The sequence below is a fragment of the Rodentibacter sp. JRC1 genome (assembly GCF_020521555.1).
Lineage (GTDB): Bacteria > Pseudomonadota > Gammaproteobacteria > Enterobacterales > Pasteurellaceae > Rodentibacter > Rodentibacter abscessus.
On record NZ_BPWA01000001.1, the window covers coordinates 1,779,147 to 1,797,666 of the forward strand.

Annotated in this window: 15 protein-coding genes, 1 tRNA gene, 2 pseudogenes and 1 other annotated feature; of the genes and pseudogenes, 8 read left to right on the top strand and 10 right to left on the bottom strand. The window is 41.2% G+C overall.

Annotation, left to right across the window (positions count from 1 at the left end; all coding sequences use genetic code 11):
• Nucleotides 1-95: 95 nt before the first annotated feature.
• Nucleotides 96-1,052 carry a sigma 54-interacting transcriptional regulator gene (locus HEMROJRC1_RS08145; protein ID WP_226692446.1) on the top strand — a complete coding sequence of 319 codons (957 nt, stop codon included), beginning with the start codon at nt 96-98 and terminating at the stop codon, nt 1,050-1,052.
• A gap of 24 nt (nt 1,053-1,076) precedes the next feature.
• Here HEMROJRC1_RS08145 and hflX read toward each other — a convergent pair whose 3' ends face one another.
• From hflX to rluC, 3 genes are all read right to left on the bottom strand, one after another.
• Nucleotides 1,077-2,456 (bottom strand): ribosome rescue GTPase HflX, encoded by a 1,380-nt coding sequence (hflX, locus tag HEMROJRC1_RS08150; RefSeq protein WP_226692447.1) that lies wholly within the window; start codon nt 2,454-2,456, stop codon nt 1,077-1,079.
• A gap of 9 nt (nt 2,457-2,465) precedes the next feature.
• On the bottom strand, nt 2,466-2,744 hold the full coding sequence (gene hfq, locus HEMROJRC1_RS08155; protein WP_226692448.1) for an RNA chaperone Hfq: 279 nt from the start codon (nt 2,742-2,744) through the stop codon (nt 2,466-2,468).
• A 96-nt stretch (nt 2,745-2,840) separates the two neighbouring features.
• Entirely contained in the window at nt 2,841-3,815 is a 975-nt protein-coding gene (gene rluC, locus HEMROJRC1_RS08160) for a 23S rRNA pseudouridine(955/2504/2580) synthase RluC (RefSeq protein ID WP_226692449.1), read from the bottom strand.
• 405 nt (nt 3,816-4,220) lie between these two features.
• On the opposite strand from rluC, the pseudogene rne reads away from it, so the two are divergent.
• The 3 genes and pseudogenes from rne to HEMROJRC1_RS08170 form a co-directional block, all read left to right on the top strand.
• Nucleotides 4,221-6,264 (top strand): annotated as a pseudogene (gene rne / locus HEMROJRC1_RS08165) (ribonuclease E); the annotation flags it as partial.
• 128 nt (nt 6,265-6,392) lie between these two features.
• Nucleotides 6,393-7,049, top strand: a pseudogene (locus HEMROJRC1_RS10925) (ribonuclease E); the annotation flags it as partial.
• A gap of 136 nt (nt 7,050-7,185) precedes the next feature.
• Nucleotides 7,186-7,275, top strand: a tRNA-Ser gene (locus HEMROJRC1_RS08170).
• Between the two features lie 57 nt (nt 7,276-7,332).
• On the opposite strand, the gene priC is transcribed toward HEMROJRC1_RS08170, so the two are convergent.
• The 4 genes from priC to gloA all read right to left on the bottom strand — a co-directional run bounded on the left by priC (nt 7,333) and on the right by gloA (nt 10,931).
• Nucleotides 7,333-7,917, bottom strand: a complete 585-nt coding sequence (gene priC / locus HEMROJRC1_RS08175; RefSeq protein ID WP_226692451.1) for a primosomal replication protein PriC — start codon at nt 7,915-7,917, stop codon at nt 7,333-7,335.
• Nucleotides 7,918-7,949: 32 nt separating this feature from the next.
• The gene (locus HEMROJRC1_RS08180) at nt 7,950-9,302 is read right to left on the bottom strand and encodes a Na+/H+ antiporter family protein (RefSeq protein ID WP_226692452.1); all 1,353 of its coding nucleotides are present in this window, start codon (nt 9,300-9,302) and stop codon (nt 7,950-7,952) included.
• Between the two features lie 161 nt (nt 9,303-9,463).
• Nucleotides 9,464-9,583, bottom strand: a sequence feature (His leader region).
• A 92-nt stretch (nt 9,584-9,675) separates the two neighbouring features.
• Nucleotides 9,676-10,365 carry a ribonuclease T gene (rnt, locus tag HEMROJRC1_RS08185; RefSeq protein WP_226692453.1) on the bottom strand — a complete coding sequence of 230 codons (690 nt, stop codon included), beginning with the start codon at nt 10,363-10,365 and terminating at the stop codon, nt 9,676-9,678.
• A 155-nt stretch (nt 10,366-10,520) separates the two neighbouring features.
• A complete protein-coding gene (gloA, locus tag HEMROJRC1_RS08190) occupies nt 10,521-10,931 on the bottom strand; it encodes a lactoylglutathione lyase (protein WP_226692454.1) in 411 nt (136 codons plus the stop codon).
• A 291-nt stretch (nt 10,932-11,222) separates the two neighbouring features.
• On the opposite strand from gloA, the gene pgtP reads away from it, so the two are divergent.
• Nucleotides 11,223-12,554 (top strand): phosphoglycerate transporter protein PgtP, encoded by a 1,332-nt coding sequence (pgtP, locus tag HEMROJRC1_RS08195; protein ID WP_226692455.1) that lies wholly within the window; start codon nt 11,223-11,225, stop codon nt 12,552-12,554.
• Nucleotides 12,555-12,617: 63 nt separating this feature from the next.
• On the opposite strand, the gene cmoA is transcribed toward pgtP, so the two are convergent.
• Nucleotides 12,618-13,340 carry a carboxy-S-adenosyl-L-methionine synthase CmoA gene (gene cmoA / locus HEMROJRC1_RS08200; RefSeq protein ID WP_226692456.1) on the bottom strand — a complete coding sequence of 241 codons (723 nt, stop codon included), beginning with the start codon at nt 13,338-13,340 and terminating at the stop codon, nt 12,618-12,620.
• A gap of 229 nt (nt 13,341-13,569) precedes the next feature.
• Between cmoA and aspS the strand changes: the two genes are divergently transcribed.
• Both aspS and nudB read left to right on the top strand, forming a co-directional pair.
• Nucleotides 13,570-15,339, top strand: a complete 1,770-nt coding sequence (gene aspS, locus HEMROJRC1_RS08205) for an aspartate--tRNA ligase (RefSeq protein WP_226692457.1) — start codon at nt 13,570-13,572, stop codon at nt 15,337-15,339.
• Nucleotides 15,340-15,406: 67 nt separating this feature from the next.
• A complete protein-coding gene (nudB, locus tag HEMROJRC1_RS08210) occupies nt 15,407-15,838 on the top strand; it encodes a dihydroneopterin triphosphate diphosphatase (protein ID WP_226692960.1) in 432 nt (143 codons plus the stop codon).
• Nucleotides 15,839-16,018: 180 nt separating this feature from the next.
• Here nudB and HEMROJRC1_RS08215 read toward each other — a convergent pair whose 3' ends face one another.
• Nucleotides 16,019-17,089: an acyl-CoA dehydrogenase family protein gene (locus HEMROJRC1_RS08215; protein WP_226692458.1), complete on the bottom strand. Its 1,071-nt coding sequence runs from the start codon at nt 17,087-17,089 to the stop codon at nt 16,019-16,021.
• Nucleotides 17,090-17,165: 76 nt separating this feature from the next.
• Complete coding sequence (locus HEMROJRC1_RS08220) at nt 17,166-17,711, bottom strand: carboxymuconolactone decarboxylase family protein (protein WP_226692459.1); 546 nt, start codon at nt 17,709-17,711, stop codon at nt 17,166-17,168.
• A gap of 225 nt (nt 17,712-17,936) precedes the next feature.
• Between HEMROJRC1_RS08220 and HEMROJRC1_RS08225 the strand changes: the two genes are divergently transcribed.
• Entirely contained in the window at nt 17,937-18,497 is a 561-nt protein-coding gene (locus tag HEMROJRC1_RS08225) for a TIGR00730 family Rossman fold protein (protein WP_226692460.1), read from the top strand.
• Nucleotides 18,498-18,520 lie beyond the last annotated feature (23 nt).

An 18,520-nucleotide genomic window follows, 5' to 3' on the forward strand; every position in this document is an offset into this window, starting at 1 on the left:
ATAAAGGGGCTTTTATTTCTCTGTAAAATATTATTTACACTTTATTGTAAACATCTTATGATAGGGGTAATTTTTGTTCTTCGGGCTGATTTACTATGATCTCTAAATTTGATCCTAAATATCCTTTCGATTGCTTTGTTACTCATAGCGAGACGATGAAAAGTGCGGTAGAAAATGCGCAACGTTTTGCGATGTTTGACGTACCTTTGTTAATTCAAGGCGAAACCGGTACGGGTAAGGATTTGCTGGCAAAAGCCTGCCATCATCAAAGTTTGCGTAGAGAGAATAAATTTATCGCCGTAAATTGTGCCGGTTTACCGGACGAAGATGCCGAAAGTGAAATGTTCGGGCGAAAAGTGGGGGAGAGCGAAACTATCGGCTTTTTTGAATATGCTAATGAAGGTACGGTGTTACTGGATGGTATTGCCGAATTGTCGCTAAATCTGCAAGCAAAATTGCTCCGTTTTTTAACGGACGGTTCATTTCGCCGAGTGGGTGAAGAAAAAGAGCATTATGCTAATGTGCGGGTGATTTGTACTTCACAGGTGCCGCTAAATCAATTGGTTGAGTTGGGAAAGGTACGGGCGGATTTATTTCATCGTTTGAATGTGCTAACGGTTAATGTGCCGCCATTACGTGAGCGTGTGGAGGATATTCAACCTCTGACCGAAATTTTTCTGCAAGAAATCAGTGAAACCTTGAAAACAAAAACGCCGACCTTTGATTCGGATTTCCTCACTTATTTGCAACAATATGATTGGGAAGGTAATGTACGCGAACTTTATAACACGCTATATCGGGCTTGTTCTTTGGCAAAAGATAATCGCTTGAGTATTGAAAGTTTAAGTTTGACATTGCCGGAAAGTGCAGTCATTTCTATCAGTGAATTTGAAAACCAAACTTTAGAAGAAATTATCGGGCAATATGAATCCAAAGTACTTAGGATGTTTTATGCCGAATTTCCAAGTACAAGAAAACTGGCGCAACGATTGGGCGTTTCTCATACGGCGATTGCGAATAAATTGAAGCAGTATGGAATTGGAAAGCCATAATATTTAATTTTTCCTCAGAAGGTTTTATTCATCTTCTTGGGCTTGTAAGTTCGAATAGACATTAAGAAGTCCCGAGAATTGTTTGCACAACTTCAGCCATTCCACTTTGTCGATCTGTATCGCTAATAAAAATTCCCCTTGCTCTGAAATTTGCTCGCCACGCACGACATCCAGTTGATACAGCCTATGACGAAGTTTTCCCTCGTGCGGTTGAAGTGTGAGATTGAGAGAAAATATCTCATTTTTTAACCGCACTTTAATCGCTTCAATGAGTAAGTTCAGTCCCTCTCCTTTTTGGGCGGAAAGATAAACGGCTACCGGTTTATTTTCATCATCATATTCGATATGGGGTGGCACATCGTCCAACAGATCAATTTTATTATAAATCAGCAAAGTAGGGATTTTGTCTGCCCCGATTTCTTCCAACACCAAATTGACAGCTTCTATATTCTCCGATTTTCTCGGATCTGCTATATCAATTACGTGGAGTAACAAGGCGGCTTCTACGGTTTCCTGCAAGGTGGATTTAAAAGCTGAAACAAGATCATGCGGGAGCTGTCTTATAAACCCTACCGTATCTGCCAGAATCGTGGTGCCGACATCTTGAATTTGTAATCGGCGCAAGGTGGGATCAAGTGTGGCAAAAAGTTGATCTGCCGCATAGACGTTTGCTTGGGTAATGAAATTAAACAGCGTAGATTTGCCGGCATTGGTGTAGCCGACCAATGAAATGGTCGGAATATCCGCTTTTTGGCGTGTTTGGCGATTTTGATTTCGTTGCTTTTCCACTTTCGCCAAGCGATTTTGCAACTGCCCGATACGCACTTTAATGAGACGGCGATCCGTTTCCAATTGGGTTTCACCCGGGCCTCGCAAACCCACCGCGCCTTTTTGTTGATCAAGCCCTGTTTTACGGCGTACCAATCGGGTAGATAAATGCTTTAATTGTGCCAGTTCCACTTGCAATTTTCCTTCATGGGAACGGGCGCGTTGTGCGAAAATATCCAAAATAACGCCGGTACGATCCACTACCCGACAATGGCATAAACTTTCTAAGTTTCGTGTTTGTGCCGGTGTAAGTTGATGATTTACTAAAATTACATCTGCATTGTATTGTTCCACCGAAGCGGCGATTTCTTGAGCTTTACCTTCTCCCACAAAATATTTTGCTTGTGGCGCAGTACGGTTGGCGGTAACGATTTCTAATACATCAACATTGGCAGAATCTGCAAGTAAAAGAAATTCCGACAGATCGTCCAAATTTTTATTTTGTGAAAAGAAAACCTGTACGACGATAGCGGTATCGCGTGAAGAATTTATGTTTTTGCAGGCTTTAAACGAGGGAAGTGCGGTTGAAAATTCATCTGAAATTTCAACCGCACTTTGAGTTTGTTGATGATCCATTTTAACGGATTATTCGCTTTGGGCTTCGGTTTCTTCCGCCACCTCTGTTGCCGCTTGAGCATTGTGATGATTATTGTGATGGGATACAGAACGCGCAGGAACCACAGTAGAAATGGCGTGTTTATACACCATTTGGTTTACGGTGTTCTTCAATAAAATCACGAATTGATCGAACGATTCGATTTGACCTTGTAATTTGATCCCGTTCACGAGATAAATCGACACTGGAATACGCTCGCGACGTAGAGCATTCAAATAAGGATCTTGTAAAGATTGTCCTTTAGCCATTTTGCTATCCTTTGGGTTGTCGTGTTTACGAAAAATATGACAGAAACGTATTATTTCTGTTCTGTGTTCAAATATAGCAATAAACATAGAATTTGTCTATTTGCTTTTGCTTTCTCGTAACTTTTTCAATATCGCCTTCATTTTTTCATCAAGTTGGGCATTGAAACGGAGCGTTTCCCCTGTTTTCGGGTGTTCAAAACGAATTGAACAGGCATGTAAGAACAAGCGATTTAAGCCCAAGGTTTGCATCTGTGTATCAAAATCTTTATCACCGTATTTATCGTCTAAAGCGATAGGATGAGCGGCATACTGGGCGTGTACACGGATTTGGTGAGTACGACCTGTTACCGGAGAAGCCTTGACCAAGGTGGCGTTAGGATAACGTTCTTCAATAGAAAAACGGGTTTCGGAGGGCTTACCCTGCTCACTCACACGTACAATGCGTTCGCCTCCGGAAAGCTCATTTTTTAATAGTGGCGCTTGTATCACTTTTACATGAGATTGCCATTGTCCCCGAACCAAAGCTAAGTAATCTTTTTGTACGGTTTTTAATCGTAGTTGCTCATGCAGATGACGTAACGCAGAGCGTTTTTTCGCAATTAGTAAAATTCCCGATGTATCACGATCCAAACGATGTACCAATTCTAAAAAACGGGCTTCGGGGCGTAATGCACGCAATGCTTCAATCACACCGAAATTTAAGCCGCTGCCGCCATGCACGGCAATGCCTGAAGGTTTATTTAAAACGATCAAACAATCATCTTCAAATAGGATTTGGTTTTCAAGTGCGGCGACTTTATTTAAATTTTTAGAAACGGGCGTGTCATTTTTTTCCGATATGCGAACAGGCGGTATGCGTACAACATCGCCTGCCTGTAATTTATATTCCGGCTTAATACGTCCTTTATTCACGCGTACTTCGCCTTTTCGCACAATACGATAAATCAAACTTTTCGGTACCCCTTTCAGTTTTGCCAATAAATAATTATCAATGCGTTGGCCTGCTTCATCTTCACTGATTGTCAGCTGTTTTACCGCCGAATTGATGACTTTTTCTTTTTGTTTCATCATGCTTTTATCCTTTGAAAATCGGCGCGAATCATATCATAAAAGCGATTGCGAGGGTAATAATCGCCTTGCTAATTTGTCGGTTTCTATGGATAATAGAGCGTCTTTTTGTGCATAAATTTTTGCACTTCTAATTGACAAACTTTGTTGGTGGAAACTCAATGCGGCAATCGGCATAAGACATTGATAATCAACATTTTTCTTTTTGAAATAAACCGACCGCTTGCAACACGTGCGAAATATCGTGTTGTTTTATTACACAACCGTTTATTTATCGTTTTATAACGTTATCAATGCACCCAGCAACATACAATCGTGAGATTGACTGGCGCGAGAAACACGAGGTCGATGACGAAGCAAAGTGCGGTTTATTTTAAGGTAGTTTTTAATTTAATAAGAGAATTGACAATGAAAAGAATGTTAATCAACGCAACTCAAAAAGAAGAGTTGCGCGTGGCGCTTGTCGATGGACAACGCCTTTTTGATTTGGATATTGAAAATCCGGGTCATGAACAGAAAAAAGCGAATATCTACAAAGGGAAAATTACCCGGGTTGAACCTAGTTTAGAAGCGGCTTTTGTAGATTACGGCGCAGAGCGTCACGGTTTTTTACCGTTAAAAGAGATTGCACGTGAATATTTTCCGGCAGATTACGTATTCCAAGGTCGCCCGAATATTCGCGATATTTTAACCGAAGGACAAGAAGTTATCGTTCAAGTGAATAAAGAGGAACGGGGTAATAAGGGCGCAGCATTGACAACCTTTGTTTCTCTTGCCGGCAGTTATTTGGTGATTATGCCGAATAATCCGCGCGCAGGCGGTATTTCCCGCCGTATTGAAGGTGATGAACGTACCGAATTAAAAGAAGCACTAAGTTCTTTGGAAGTGCCGGAAGGCGTGGGGCTCATCGTGCGTACTGCCGGTGTAGGTAAATCACCGGAAGAATTGCAATGGGATTTGAAAGTGCTGTTGCATCATTGGGAAGCAATTAAGCAAGCCTCTCAAAGTCGCCCGGCTCCTTTCCTTATTCACCAAGAAAGTGATGTGATTGTGCGCGCTATTCGTGATTATTTACGTCGCGACATTGGCGAAATCTTAATCGATAGTCCGAAAATTTTTGAAAAAGCAAAAGCGCATATAAAACTTGTTCGCCCTGATTTTATTAATCGTGTGAAACTATATCAAGGGGAAGTACCGCTTTTTAGTCATTATCAAATTGAATCACAAATTGAATCGGCTTTTCAACGCGAAGTACGTTTACCGTCAGGTGGTTCAATTGTAATTGATGTGACAGAGGCCTTAACCGCAATTGATATTAATTCCGCTCGTTCAACCCGTGGCGGTGATATTGAAGAAACGGCGCTGAATACCAACCTTGAAGCAGCTGATGAAATTGCCCGCCAATTACGTTTGCGTGATTTGGGCGGTTTGGTTGTCATTGATTTTATTGATATGACACCGATTCGTCATCAACGTGAAGTTGAAAATCGTATTCGTGATGCGGTACGCCAAGATCGCGCACGTATTCAAATTAGCCGTATTTCACGCTTTGGTCTCCTAGAAATGTCACGTCAGCGTTTAAGCCCGTCTTTAGGAGAATCATCGCATCACATTTGTCCTCGTTGTCAGGGTACCGGAAAAGTACGTGATAACGAATCGCTTTCCCTATCGATTTTGCGTTTAATCGAAGAAGAGGCACTGAAAGAAAATACCAAACAAGTGCATACTATTGTGCCGGTACAAATTGCCTCTTATCTGTTAAATGAAAAACGTAGAGCCATTAGCAGCATAGAGAAACGCCATAATGTAGATGTGATCGTTGCGCCAAACGAAGCAATGGAAACACCGCATTTTAGCGTATTCCGTTTGCGTGATGGCGAAGAGGTGAACGAGTTAAGTTACAACTTAGCGAAAATTCACTGTGCGCAAGATGAAATTGACGAGGAGTCAACAATTGCCCGTCAGGCAGACAATCCGGTAGGGGGTGAACAGCCTGCAATCGAAAGTGCGGCTGTATCCCTTTCTATTTCTGAAGCGGCGCCAATACCGATGGAACGTAAATCGGATGAACCATCGCTATTGGCAAAAATCATCGCAAAAATTAAAGCGTTGTTTACTGCCAAGCCGAAGGAAGAAAAAACAAAAAATCATCGCAATAACCGTTCTAACCGCAACCAACGCCGTACACAAGATCGCCGTAATGCTTCCCGCCGTGCCAGAACGGAAAATATAAGTGATGTGGAAAAAGCGGAAGAAGAGCAAGTGCGTCCGACACGTGAGCGTAATCAACGCCGTTCCCGCCGGAACAATGTCGTAGATGAAACATTGAACGAAAGTGCGGTTAATTTTGCCTCTGTTTCTGATTCCGAAGTTCAAGAGGAAAAAACAGAGCAAGTGCCTCAACGTCGTCAACGTCGCGATTTGCGTAAACGAGTACGTGTTGATGAAAATGCTGCGGTAGATATTCGCAAAATAGAGAATAGTTCCGATGTGATCGAAGCTGCTTCGACCGTTACTCCGGCTGAAGTTAATATTCCGGCTGAAGCTGCTACACCTGTCGAAATAGTGGAAGAAAAACAACCTCGTCAGGAACGCCAACGCCGTACCCCGCGTCATTTACGTGTTGCGAATAGTCAGCGTCGCCGCCGTCAAGAGATTAAATCACCGATGCCGTTATTTGCTGCCGTCGTTTCGCCGGAATTGGCAAGCGGTAAAGTATGGGTGGATCATTCTGTGGTGAATACACCGAAAGAAAATCATTTCTTATCAGTGGATGAATTACTGGAACAAGAGAAAACCAAAAAAGGTTTTATTACGCCTGCGACAGGAATCGTGGTTCAAAACAATCCGGTGGAAGTGAAACCTGCTTTAGATTTCATCATTCAACCGGCAAATGAATCCGTACAGAAAAAAGTCCAAGAGTCATTGGAACGTCTTAATGCAGAGAACGGAAAAAATGAGGTTGCTGAGGCTCAACAAAGTGAAAATGTTGAGATGAAAAATACAACGGAATTTGTCCGCACTTATGAGTTCAAGGGGCGTTTGGGGACGATTTCTTCCGTAACTCATACGAAATCCGAAATGACGCTTGCAAAAGCAGGTGATGAAATGGCAAAACCTTTTCCTATTGTAGAGTGGAATGAATCACGCTATTACTTCTACGGTAAAGGCGCTGCAGGGCATCATAGTGCAATTAGTCATGTGTATTCTGAGCCAACAAAAGCAAAATCAGAATAATGAGAAATTGGTGCAAAATAATGCACCAATTTTTTTATCTTTGAATTGAGCTAAAATTAATCACTTGATAAAAATATGGATTTTTATACTTGACGGAGTTTGGTAAAAAACGTATCATTCACCCCGCTTAAATCACGGAGGAATGGTCGAGTGGTTGAAGGCACCGGTCTTGAAAACCGGCGAGGGTTTACGCCCTCCGTGAGTTCGAATCTCACTTCCTCCGCCATCAAATTTAAAAAATCCCTTAATTGAAAAATTAGGGGATTTTTGCTTTTTTAGTATTTTATTTTTCCTGATTATTTCTGTTTTCTTGTTCTTCTTTAAAGGCTAAATATTCTTCTAGTAAGTCAATGGCTTCTTGGCATTTTTGGCGTCGTTGTTTGTACTGCGCAGCAAGTTGCAAGGCTTTCTTTTGTTTTTCCACATGGGATTCCGTGTGGGCAAGATCCCGTTGTTGTTGATACAAACGGTTTAATTGTTCAAGCGCCTCATAATATTTTTCTAAACGTTCGCGTGGCGGAAGTTTATGGATTTCGTGTTGTGTTTTTTTTATCGGTGTTGGTTTTTGTTGCTTTTGTAAGATCAAAGGTTTGCTTTTTCGATTTAATGCCTCCGACAATGCGGTACATTGTTTCAATAAAAGCTCGGTAATAAAAACATAATGATTAACATCATTAGAATTGAGAAATTTAATTTTTGTTAATGTTTGTTTAATTTCGTTTAGATAAAAAGCGGTAGTTTGTCCGTTTTCACTAAATAAAGTGCGGTCAAATTTTACGAAGATTTTTTCTTCGTGCTGAGCCGAATAAGTTTGATGAAGTTGTTGTACTTTTTGCTCTAATGTCTTGATGAGTTGTTGAATGCTCATAAAAATCCCCCAATGACGGGGGATTATAATCGCTAAAGGTACATTGCTGCAATCCAGCCAAAGATAATCAAAGGAATATTATAGTGAATAAAGGTCGGAACGACAGAATCCCAAATGTGGTCGTGTTTACCGTCAATATTTAAGCCTGATGTCGGTCCTAATGTTGAATCGGAAGCCGGTGAACCTGCATCACCTAATGCCGCGGCTACGCCGATAATCGAAACTGTTGCTAATGGAGAAAATCCGAAAGACAAGCAAAGCGGTACATAGATTGACGTGATAATCGGCACAGTTGAGAATGAAGAGCCAATCCCCATCGTAATTAACAAGCCTACAAGTAACATCAAGAAAGCGGCAATGCCTTTACTTTGAATTGCGCCATTGCTAAGACTTTGTACTAAATCGGTAACACCGGTGGTTGCATTGATGACATTCGCAAAACCTGAAGCGGCGATCATAACAAAACCAATCATCGCCATCAGGCGTAAGCCTTGTTGGAAAATATCGTTACTTTCTTTGAGTCTGAAAATACCGAATACGGCGAAGATGATTAAGCCGACCAAGCCGCCGATAATTGTTGAACTGGTGAAAAGCTGGGTCGCAAAAGTGACGATAATGGCAATCAAACTTGCGGTAATTTGTTTCGGTTGAATATTGGCAATATGAGCTTCAATTTCTCTCGTTGTCGGTTCTTCAGCCATGACATTATATTCGCGTGGTTTGCGATAGGTAATAAATACGGCGGTTAATAAGCCTAAAATCATACCGACCACAGGGAGTAACATCGCAAGAGAGACCTGTGATACATCGGTTTGTAATCCTAAGGTACTACCCGCTTGGTTAATATTTTTTACTAAGATGCTTTCGATAAAGATTTTTCCGAACCCCACAGGCAGGAGCATATAAGTTGCGGTTAAACCGAATGTAAGTACACAAGCGACAGCACGGCGATCGATTTTTAAGCGATTAAAGATAGAAAGAAGCGGTGGTACGACAATCGGAATGAATGCGATGTGTACAGGGAGTAGATTTTGAGATGAAATAGAAAACAGAACCAATACGCCAAAAAGTAAATATTTAAACCATGCGAGGTTATTGGTTGTTGGGGTTCGATTCATTTTCGTAATGATTTTATAGGCGAGTAAATCGGTAATCCCCGATTTAGAAATAGCGATGGCAAATGCGCCTAACATTGCATAGTTCATCGCAACCTCTGCACCGCCACCTAAGCCGCCGGTAAAGGTTTCGATAGTTTTGCTTAAGCCGAGATCACCATATAATCCGGCGGTAAGTGCTGCGATAACGAGTGCGATAACCACATTGATGCGTAGCAAACTTAATGCCAGCAATACAATGATCGAGATAACAACGGGGTTTGATAACATTGTGTTTTTCCTTATAAATAATAGAAGTATTAAAGTTTGGTTTTAAAGTGAATTAAATTTAAAAATTTCTATTGCATTGTTGCTTATATTCATTTTGATTGAATTCGCTATATTTAATTTGGTAATGTCGCATAGTTAAAATTCCTTAGGTTGTTGTGATAAAAGAAACCCCTCGAAAGCTGTCTCCCGAGGGGTAAGATTTTGTTATCCTGTCTGCTCGGAAGAAATCTTCCAAGCACACCAAAAACCTGAAAGATTATTCAGTTAAATGGTGATGATAGTGACGGATAATAGACATATTTAAATCTCCAATTAAGAATTGGTTTTTAAACTACTGGAAAACGAAGACGATTGCAACCTCTTTTTAAAAAAATTAAAGTGCGGTTGTTTTTTCATTTGTTTTTTCGTTTTCAATTTCCGATACGGTATGAGGAAATCCGCCCAAATCTTTCAGATGATTTACCATATAACAGAATAATTCGGCGGTACGCTCCGTATCATACAAAGCGGAATGAGCCTGTTTTCCGTCAAAAGGAATTTTGGCGGCTTGACAGGCTTTCACAAGAACGGTTTGCCCGAACATTAAGCCCGCAAGACTTGCCGTATCAAACATTCCGAAAGGGTGAAACGGATTACGTTTTACACCGGTGCGTTCAGCCGCAGCCATTAAAAAACTTTGGTCGAAAGTGGCGTTATGTGCCACGATGATTGATCGTTGGCAATCCGCATTTTTTTGCCCGCGGCGTACCATTTGAAATAATTCCGTTATCGCATTTAATTCTGACACGGCACCGCGTAGAGGGTTGTGAATATCAATGCCGTTAAATTTCAAGGAATCCGGATTAATATTTGCACCTTCAAAAGGCTCAATATGGAAATGACATTTTTGATCGGGGTGTAAATATCCGTTTTCATCCATTTTTAATGTGATCGCCGCTAGTTCTAATAACGCATCTTTTTTCGCATCAAACCCTGCGGTTTCGACATCAATGATGACAGGGAAATAACCTCGAAAGCGATTTTTTAATTGATTATGATAAGAAATTTCTTGAGTATCGGACATAGGTTATCCTTCAGAAAATAAAAATAACGTAGGTGGTGAACCCACGTTATGAAAACACGATAAAAAATTATACGCAATCGCTTTGAGCGATTGTTATGGCTCACGGCATCGTTGGCAAAGCCAACGTTCAAAATCTAAAGATTTTGTGACCGCACTTATGAATTGCCAAGACCGGCTTTTGCGCTTTTGTTTTCAATAAATTCGATTTTGTAACCGTCCGGATCTTCTACGAAAGCAATGACAGTGGTACCACCTTTCACCGGGCCCGGTTCACGGGTGACTTTACCGCCGTTTGCTCGTACGGCTTCACAAGTCGCGACAATATCATCGACACCAATTGCAATATGACCATAAGCCGTACCAAGATCATATTCATTTACATCCCAGTTGTAGGTGAGTTCTATTACCGATGATTTATCTTCATCGTCATAACCTAAAAACGCCAGCGAATATTTATACTCCGGATTTTCACTGGTGCGTAATAAGCGCATTCCTAATATATCTTGATAAAATTTAATTGAACGATCCAAATCGCCTACGCGTAACATAGTATGTAAAATTCGCATTGGTTTGTCCTTATTTTTAAATAAACATTTGCGAGAATTATGCCATAAATTGAATCATAAATCAGTAACGCATTACTACATTGATTCTTTGTATTGGGAATGGCATTGGATTGAAAAAACAATCACCAATCATAAAGAATCTCTATTTCTTGATTTAAAACAATGTTACTTAAAATGCTGATTTGATTATATTGTAGTCTTAATTTATCTCTGATAAATTTTTCCGGGTATTAGGCGTAAATTACTTTTTTGCGGTGATACAAGTCTTTAAGTCTATTAACGGAGGTTCATATGTTTTCATTTTTGAAAGCCTCTCCGCCGGCTCCACGGATTGATCGTGCCAGAACTGACGTAGAGTATAAAAAATTACGTTGGCAAGTATTTGCCGGCGTGTTCATCGGGTATGCCGCCTATTATCTTATCCGCAAAAATTTTTCTCTTGCGATTCCTTATTTAATTGATGAGTATGGGTTTACCAAAGCTGATTTAGGTACAGTAGGTGTGGCGTTATCGCTGGCTTATGGTTTTAGTAAATTTATTATGGGCAACGTCTCTGACCGTAGCAACCCAAAATATTTTATTACTCTTGGGTTATTAGGTTCTGCTGCCGTGAGTTTAATCTTCGGTTTAGTACCGGGCGTGTTATCGTCTATTCCGTTAATGATCATCTTAGCCGCATTCAATGGCTGGTTCCAAGGTATGGGGTATCCGCCGGGGGCAAAAACGATGACAAATTGGTTCTCCGTGTCTGAGCGTGGTGTTTGGTGGAGTTGGTGGAATGTGTCTCATAATCTTGGCGGCGGTTTAATTGGTCCCTTGGCGATCCTTGGTTTAGCGATTTTCGGGACTTGGCAATCCTTGTTTTATTTACCGGCGTTAATTGCGATCCTATTAGCTTTCATTATGTTTTGGCTTATGCGTGATACCCCGGAATCCCAAGGCTTGCCTCCGGTTGATGAATGGAAAGGTGAAAAAGTGGTGCAACATACCGAGTCCGCACATACACTTTCTTCCAAAGATATTTTCAAAAAATATATTATCAATAATAAATTCTTATGGGCGATTGCGATTGCAAACGTGTTTGTTTATTTTATCCGTTATGGGATTATTGATTGGGCACCAACCTACTTAAAAGAGGTGAAACATTTTTCAGTCGATAAACAAAGCTGGGCGTATTTTTTATACGAGTATGCCGGTATTTTTGGTATGTTAGCCAGTGGTTATTTAAGTGATAAAGTCTTCAAAGGGCACCGTGCACCACCAATGTTATTATTCCTCATCGGTGTACTTATTGCGATTGTCGTATATTGGAAAAATCCGGCCGGTAACCCATTGGTGGATAATATTTGTTTGATTGCCATTGGTTTTTTAATCTATGGTCCGGTGATGATGATAGGCTTGCAGGCGGCGGATTTAGTCCCTCGTGTCGCAACCGGAACGGCAACGGGATTAACGGGTTTGTTCGGCTATTTATTAGGTTCTGCCGGTGCAGGTTATGTAATGGGCAAATTAGTGGACTTATTCGGTTGGGACGGCGGATTTTATGCCTTAATCGTCTCTTGCTTCTTAGGGTTCCTATTTATTGCCTTTACGTTATTCCATAAACCGAGTGTAGTGAAATAATCTTATTCTTGAATAGAAGTGCGGTCAAAAAAATTCTCGATTTTATGACCGCACTTTGTTTATTTATTTTACGGCGATCATTGAACCGAAATTAAAACATTGAAACCATAATTCTACTTGCGAGAATCCTACATTTTGTAGCCGATCTTTGTGCGTTTTGATTGAATCGGTACGCATTACATTTTCAAGTGCTGTACGTTTCTGACTCACTTCCAATTCACTGTAGCCGTTGGCACGTTTAAATTGATGGTGTAAATCAATCAACAAATTATCCACTTTTTCATCTTCAAAACGGAATTTTTCCGAAAGCACCAATACACCCTTTGGATTTAAGCCTTGGTAGATTTTTTCAAGCAATGCAATGCGATCTTCCGGTGGTAAAAATTGCAACGTGAAATTCAAAATCACCATGGAGGCATTTTTTATTTCGATATGGCGAATATCGTCACATAAAATTTCGACCGGAACATTACTGTGGTAAGCCGCAATATGTTGACGGCAACGTTCCACCATAGGTAGGGAGTTATCAATACCGATAATTTTTACGTTGGGCTGATGAATATTTCTACGGGCAGAAAGGGTTGCCGCACCGCGTGAACAACCGAGGTCATATACATTGCTGTTTGCCGTCACAAAACGTTCGGCAAGCATACCGATTGCCGTGATGATATTGGAGTAACCGGGTACGGAGCGTTGGATCATATCGGGGAATACTTCGGCAACGTTTTCATCAAAAGTGAAATCACCCAGTTTTTCGATAGGGGCTGAGAAAATGGTATCTTTCATAAGTTACATTACATCTAATATAGGATGATGAATATCTCACGCTCGAACGGAAGGGGGAATTGAGTACGTGAAACATCAATCTAGTTAGAAAATAGTTAAAAAGTGCGGTTATTTTAGGGAAAGTTTTCAACGGGTCAAATAAATTTCCGTTTCTGATTTAAAACATAGTGCTTTTTCCGTATAATTCGGCAATATTTTCTATTTTTACAGAATGTTAGAAGGAATAAATATGATGCGTACACATTATTGCGGTGCGTTAAACCGTAGCAACATAGGACAAGAAGTAACACTAAGCGGCTGGGTGCATCGTCGCCGTGATTTAGGCGGTTTGATTTTTATTGATATGCGCGATCGCGAAGGCATTGTTCAAGTGTGTTTTGATCCGAAATATCAAGAAGCTTTAACGGCTGCTGCGGGGTTACGTAATGAATTTTGTATTCAAATTAAAGGTGAAGTGATCGCTCGCCCTGAAAATCAAATTAATAAAAATATGGCAACCGGTGAAGTGGAAGTATTGGCAAAATCATTAAGTATTTACAATTCTTCTGACGTGCTACCGCTTGACTTCAACCAAAATAATACTGAAGAACAGCGTTTGAAATATCGCTACTTGGATTTACGCCGTCCTGAAATGGCAGAACGTCTCAAAACTCGAGCCAAAATTACCAGTTTTGTACGCCGTTTTATGGACGAACACGGTTTTTTAGATATTGAAACGCCAATGCTTACCAAAGCCACCCCAGAAGGGGCGAGGGATTATCTTGTGCCAAGCCGTGTACATAAAGGCAAATTTTACGCCTTGCCGCAATCGCCACAGCTTTTCAAACAGCTTCTAATGATGGCGGGCTTTGACCGTTACTACCAAATCGTAAAATGTTTCCGTGATGAAGACTTGCGTGCCGACCGCCAGCCCGAATTTACTCAAATCGATGTTGAAACATCATTCTTAACGGCATCGGAAGTGCGTGAAATTATGGAGCGTATGGTGCACGGCTTGTGGTTGGATACTATTGGGGTGGATCTTGGCAAATTCCCGGTCATGACTTGGCAAGAAGCAATGCGCCGTTTCGGCTCGGATAAACCGGATTTGCGTAATCCGTTAGAAATGGTCGATGTGGCGGATATTGTAAAAGACGTGGATTTTAAAGTATTCCAAGGTCCGGCAAATGATCCGAATGGTCGTGTCACAGTGATTCGTGTGCCGAACGGCAATGAAATTACCCGTAAACAAATTGATGAATACACGCAATTTGTCGGCATTTACGGTGCGAAAGGGTTGGCTTGGTTAAAAGTCAATGATGTAAATATCGGCCTTGAAGGTGTACAAAGCCCAATTGCGAAGTTCTTAAATGAAGAGGTGCTAAAATCCTTATTGGAACGTGTTGGCGCACAAACCGGCGATATTCTTTTCTTTGGTGCGGATAAATGGCAAATCGCAACCGATGCAATGGGAGCGTTACGTTTGAAACTCGGCCGTGATTTAGGTTTAACCCGTTTAGACGAATGGCAACCGCTTTGGGTGATCGACTTTCCAATGTTTGAGCGTGATGATGAAGGCAATCTTGCTGCTATGCATCATCCGTTCACCTCACCCAAAGATTTCACTCCGGAACAGTTAGAAGCCGATCCGACAGCTGCTGTTGCTAATGCTTACGATATGGTAATTAATGGTTATGAAGTGGGTGGCGGCTCTGTGCGTATTTTCGACCCGAAAATGCAACAAACCGTATTCCGTATTTTAGGTATTGATGAAGAACAACAACGTGAAAAATTCGGTTTCTTGTTAGACGCACTAAAATTCGGCACACCACCGCACGCAGGACTTGCGTTCGGTTTAGACCGTTTGACGATGTTGCTAACCGGCACCGAGAATATCCGTGATGTCATCGCCTTCCCGAAAACTACCGCAGCCGCCTGTTTAATGACAGAAGCACCAAGCTATGCGAACCTGCAGGCGCTGGCGGAGTTGGGGATTGAAGTAAAAAAACTAGCGGAATAATGACCGCACTTTGAGATAAATGGGCGTTTATGCCCATTTTCATTTTTATCTCTTTTTGATTATCGCAATGCCATTCAAAAATCCTAACGCCATTCTCGTTGTCATCTACGCTCAGTCCACCGGGCGTGTTTTAATGTTGCAACGTAAAGATGATCCTGATTTTTGGCAGTCGGTAACGGGCTCAATTGAGAAGGGGGAGACTCCATATCAAGCGGCAGTGCGGGAAGTGAGGGAAGAAACCGGGCTAAAATCGACCGCACTTTTTGATTGCCAACAAGTGGTTGAATTTGAGATTTTTCCGCATTTTCGTTACAAATATGCTCCAAATGTTACCCATTGTCGTGAACATTGGTTTTTGTTGCCGTTGGAGAGGGAGCAAATTCCACAATTAAGCGAGCATTTAAGTTACCGTTGGCTTCCGCCCCTTGAGGCGATTAACTTGACAAAATCGCCTAATAATTCCGAGGTCATTAGTCAATATATATTGCGAAAACGATAGGTAAAGCTATGGCAAATATTTTTCAATCTCCGCCGGTAATGGAAAGTGATAATATTGTTATCTGCCTGCTAACATCGCAGCAATTAATATATTCCCCCCCTATATTGCCTATTTAGAATTAATTTCCTTATTTTTGAGAAAAAGCGGACGTTAAATCGTCCGCATAGGCATTTATTTGAGTTAAGGCTGATTTAAAATCGTCCGTAGCTGTACCGCACTTGGGGTTACAATGGGCAGGAAAGCCATTTCTCGCCAACGGCGGATAAAATCGGAGCCTGTATTTTCTAAATAGCCTCGCCCCCCACCTGCTTGTAACTCGAGCAAAATACTGCTTGCCACCACATTGACAATATCAATGCGGAGTTGAAATAGGGATTTTGGCTCGGTGATAAATTGTTGGTTTGCCAAACCTTGAGCAAGCGCTTGTTCAATGCGAGTGAGTTCTTGTTTAGCTTGTTCCCATTCTGCTTTGAGTACATTGCGACTGCTGTGATATTGGAAGCTATTTTCCACTTCATTTAGGGATTTTTGAGCTAAACCAAACGCCATTCCAAATTGTAATCCGAGAAAAGCAGGGCGAATTTCCGCAAGATAGGCTTGGGCATTATCGCTGATGATCCATTCTTTATTTAATTCAAGGTTGTCTAATCGCACAGGGTGAGTGTGGCTACCTTTCAAGGCGACTAGCGGCAATTCAGGCAAACGTTCTAAGCCCGCTTCAGAAGGAATAGCAAGAATTAAAGCGGGGCGATTTGGTTCGTCTTGGAAGTCCGCTGCAAAAATAATCGCAAATTTTTCACTGCTTAGGTTAGTAATCCAAGGCAAAGTCCCATTAAGGTAATATTTCCCCGCTTTTTCGGTAATTCTGACGTTTAATTCCTCAATGCCGGAGAGGAATTTGACCGCATTGGATAGCCCTGTGCCACCGGCTCGTTCTCCTGCTAATAATTCTGGTACAAGGCGTTGATGCAAGGGGCTTTGGCTTAAACGTAGGTTTTCGATTAAAGTGCGATGGCCCCACGCACAAAAAGCGGCAGTTAGTGAGTAGCGAGCCACTTCGGTAATGGCATCAATAGCAGATTGTAAAGGGTTGCCATTGCCGCCTAATTGCGTTGGAATTCCGTGTTTAAATACGCCTCCTGCTACTAATTGGGGAAGTAATTGATCGGCATATTCAGTAGATTGATCGAGTGAATTAGCGTGTGTTGTGAGCCATTTCACTAAATCAGGGGTAAGATGTTGTGTTGTCATTATGTGTTACCTCTTGATATTGGCATAAATCGGCAACACAAGCGGTTGCCTTTAGATGAAAATTTGCATTATCAGATTACGCAAAAGGTTGTAACTCTGGGTTAATCGGTGTTTCAGCAATATTATTCACATAGTTACAAAGGGTTGCGAGGCTCACTCCTAAAATCACATCAATGGCATTTTGTTGGTTATAGCCTGCCTTGAAAAATTCCGATAACTGTGCTTCGGTTAATTTGGCTTTCTGTAAAATAACGGCCAAGGTAAAACGAGCCAACGTATCTAATTTTGGATCCGCCTCAATGCGAGCGGTGGCTCGGATAGCATTGACAACATCTTCCGGCATATTAAGTAATTTCAATGAAATTTTAGTATGCCCTGCCACGCAAAAGCCACAGCCATTAACGACCGCAGCGGTAATTTGTACCACTTCACGCTCTTCGGGAGTCAGGCTATTGCGACCGTTAATCCCCCCTACGGTGCGATAGGTTTCTAATGCCGTTGGGGCATTAGCCAGCACGCCGATTAAATTTGGGATAAAGCCGTTTGTTTGTTTAACCGCTTTTAACGCTTCTTGAGCGGCGGCTGGAGCGGAGTCAATAGTGTGAATTTGAAAAGTTGTCATAATCGTGTCCTATGTTTTGTTAAAATAAAATGTGGTTAATGAAAATGTTTTTAGCATAAAACTATTTTTATAATAAACAACGAATTTAAATTTATTTGATATAACTAAATGATCTAATGGGGTTTGGTTTAAAGCTAAAAGGAAAAGCGATTTTATTCTTATAAGTAGCAAGATAGAATGATGAAAAAACACATTCAAAGGTGAACAAAAACAAAGGAAGGAAAGATGAATGTTACAGTTTATTGCGGTGCAAACCTAGGGAATGATCCTATTTATCAAGCTGCAGCGGTGAAAATTGGAAAATGGATTGCCGGCAATCATCATAAATTGATTTATGGTGGAGGAGGAGCCGGTTTAATGGGCGTGGTGGCGGATACGGTATTATCTCAAGGTGGCGATGTCATCGGTATTATACCGACTTTTTTAGCCGAGCGAGAATTAGCCCATCAAGGTTTAACCCAATTAATCACGGTTGATTCAATGAGCGAACGCAAAAAAATGATGATTGAATTAGGGCAAGTTTATATTGCTTTGGCAGGTGGTCCCGGCACATTAGAGGAAATTAGTGAAGTGATTTCATGGGCAAGGATAGGGCAAAATTCCAACCCTTGCATTTTATTTAATCAAAACGATTATTATGAACCATTAAAAATAATGTTCGATCAAATGGTAAAAAGCGGTTTCTTAACTTTAGCAGATCGGCAAAAAATCTTATTTTCCGATAACTTAAGTGAAATCGAACAATTTATTGTGAATTATCAGCCTCCGCAAGTTAGACGTTACTAAGAGATTACAAAACGAAAAATAAT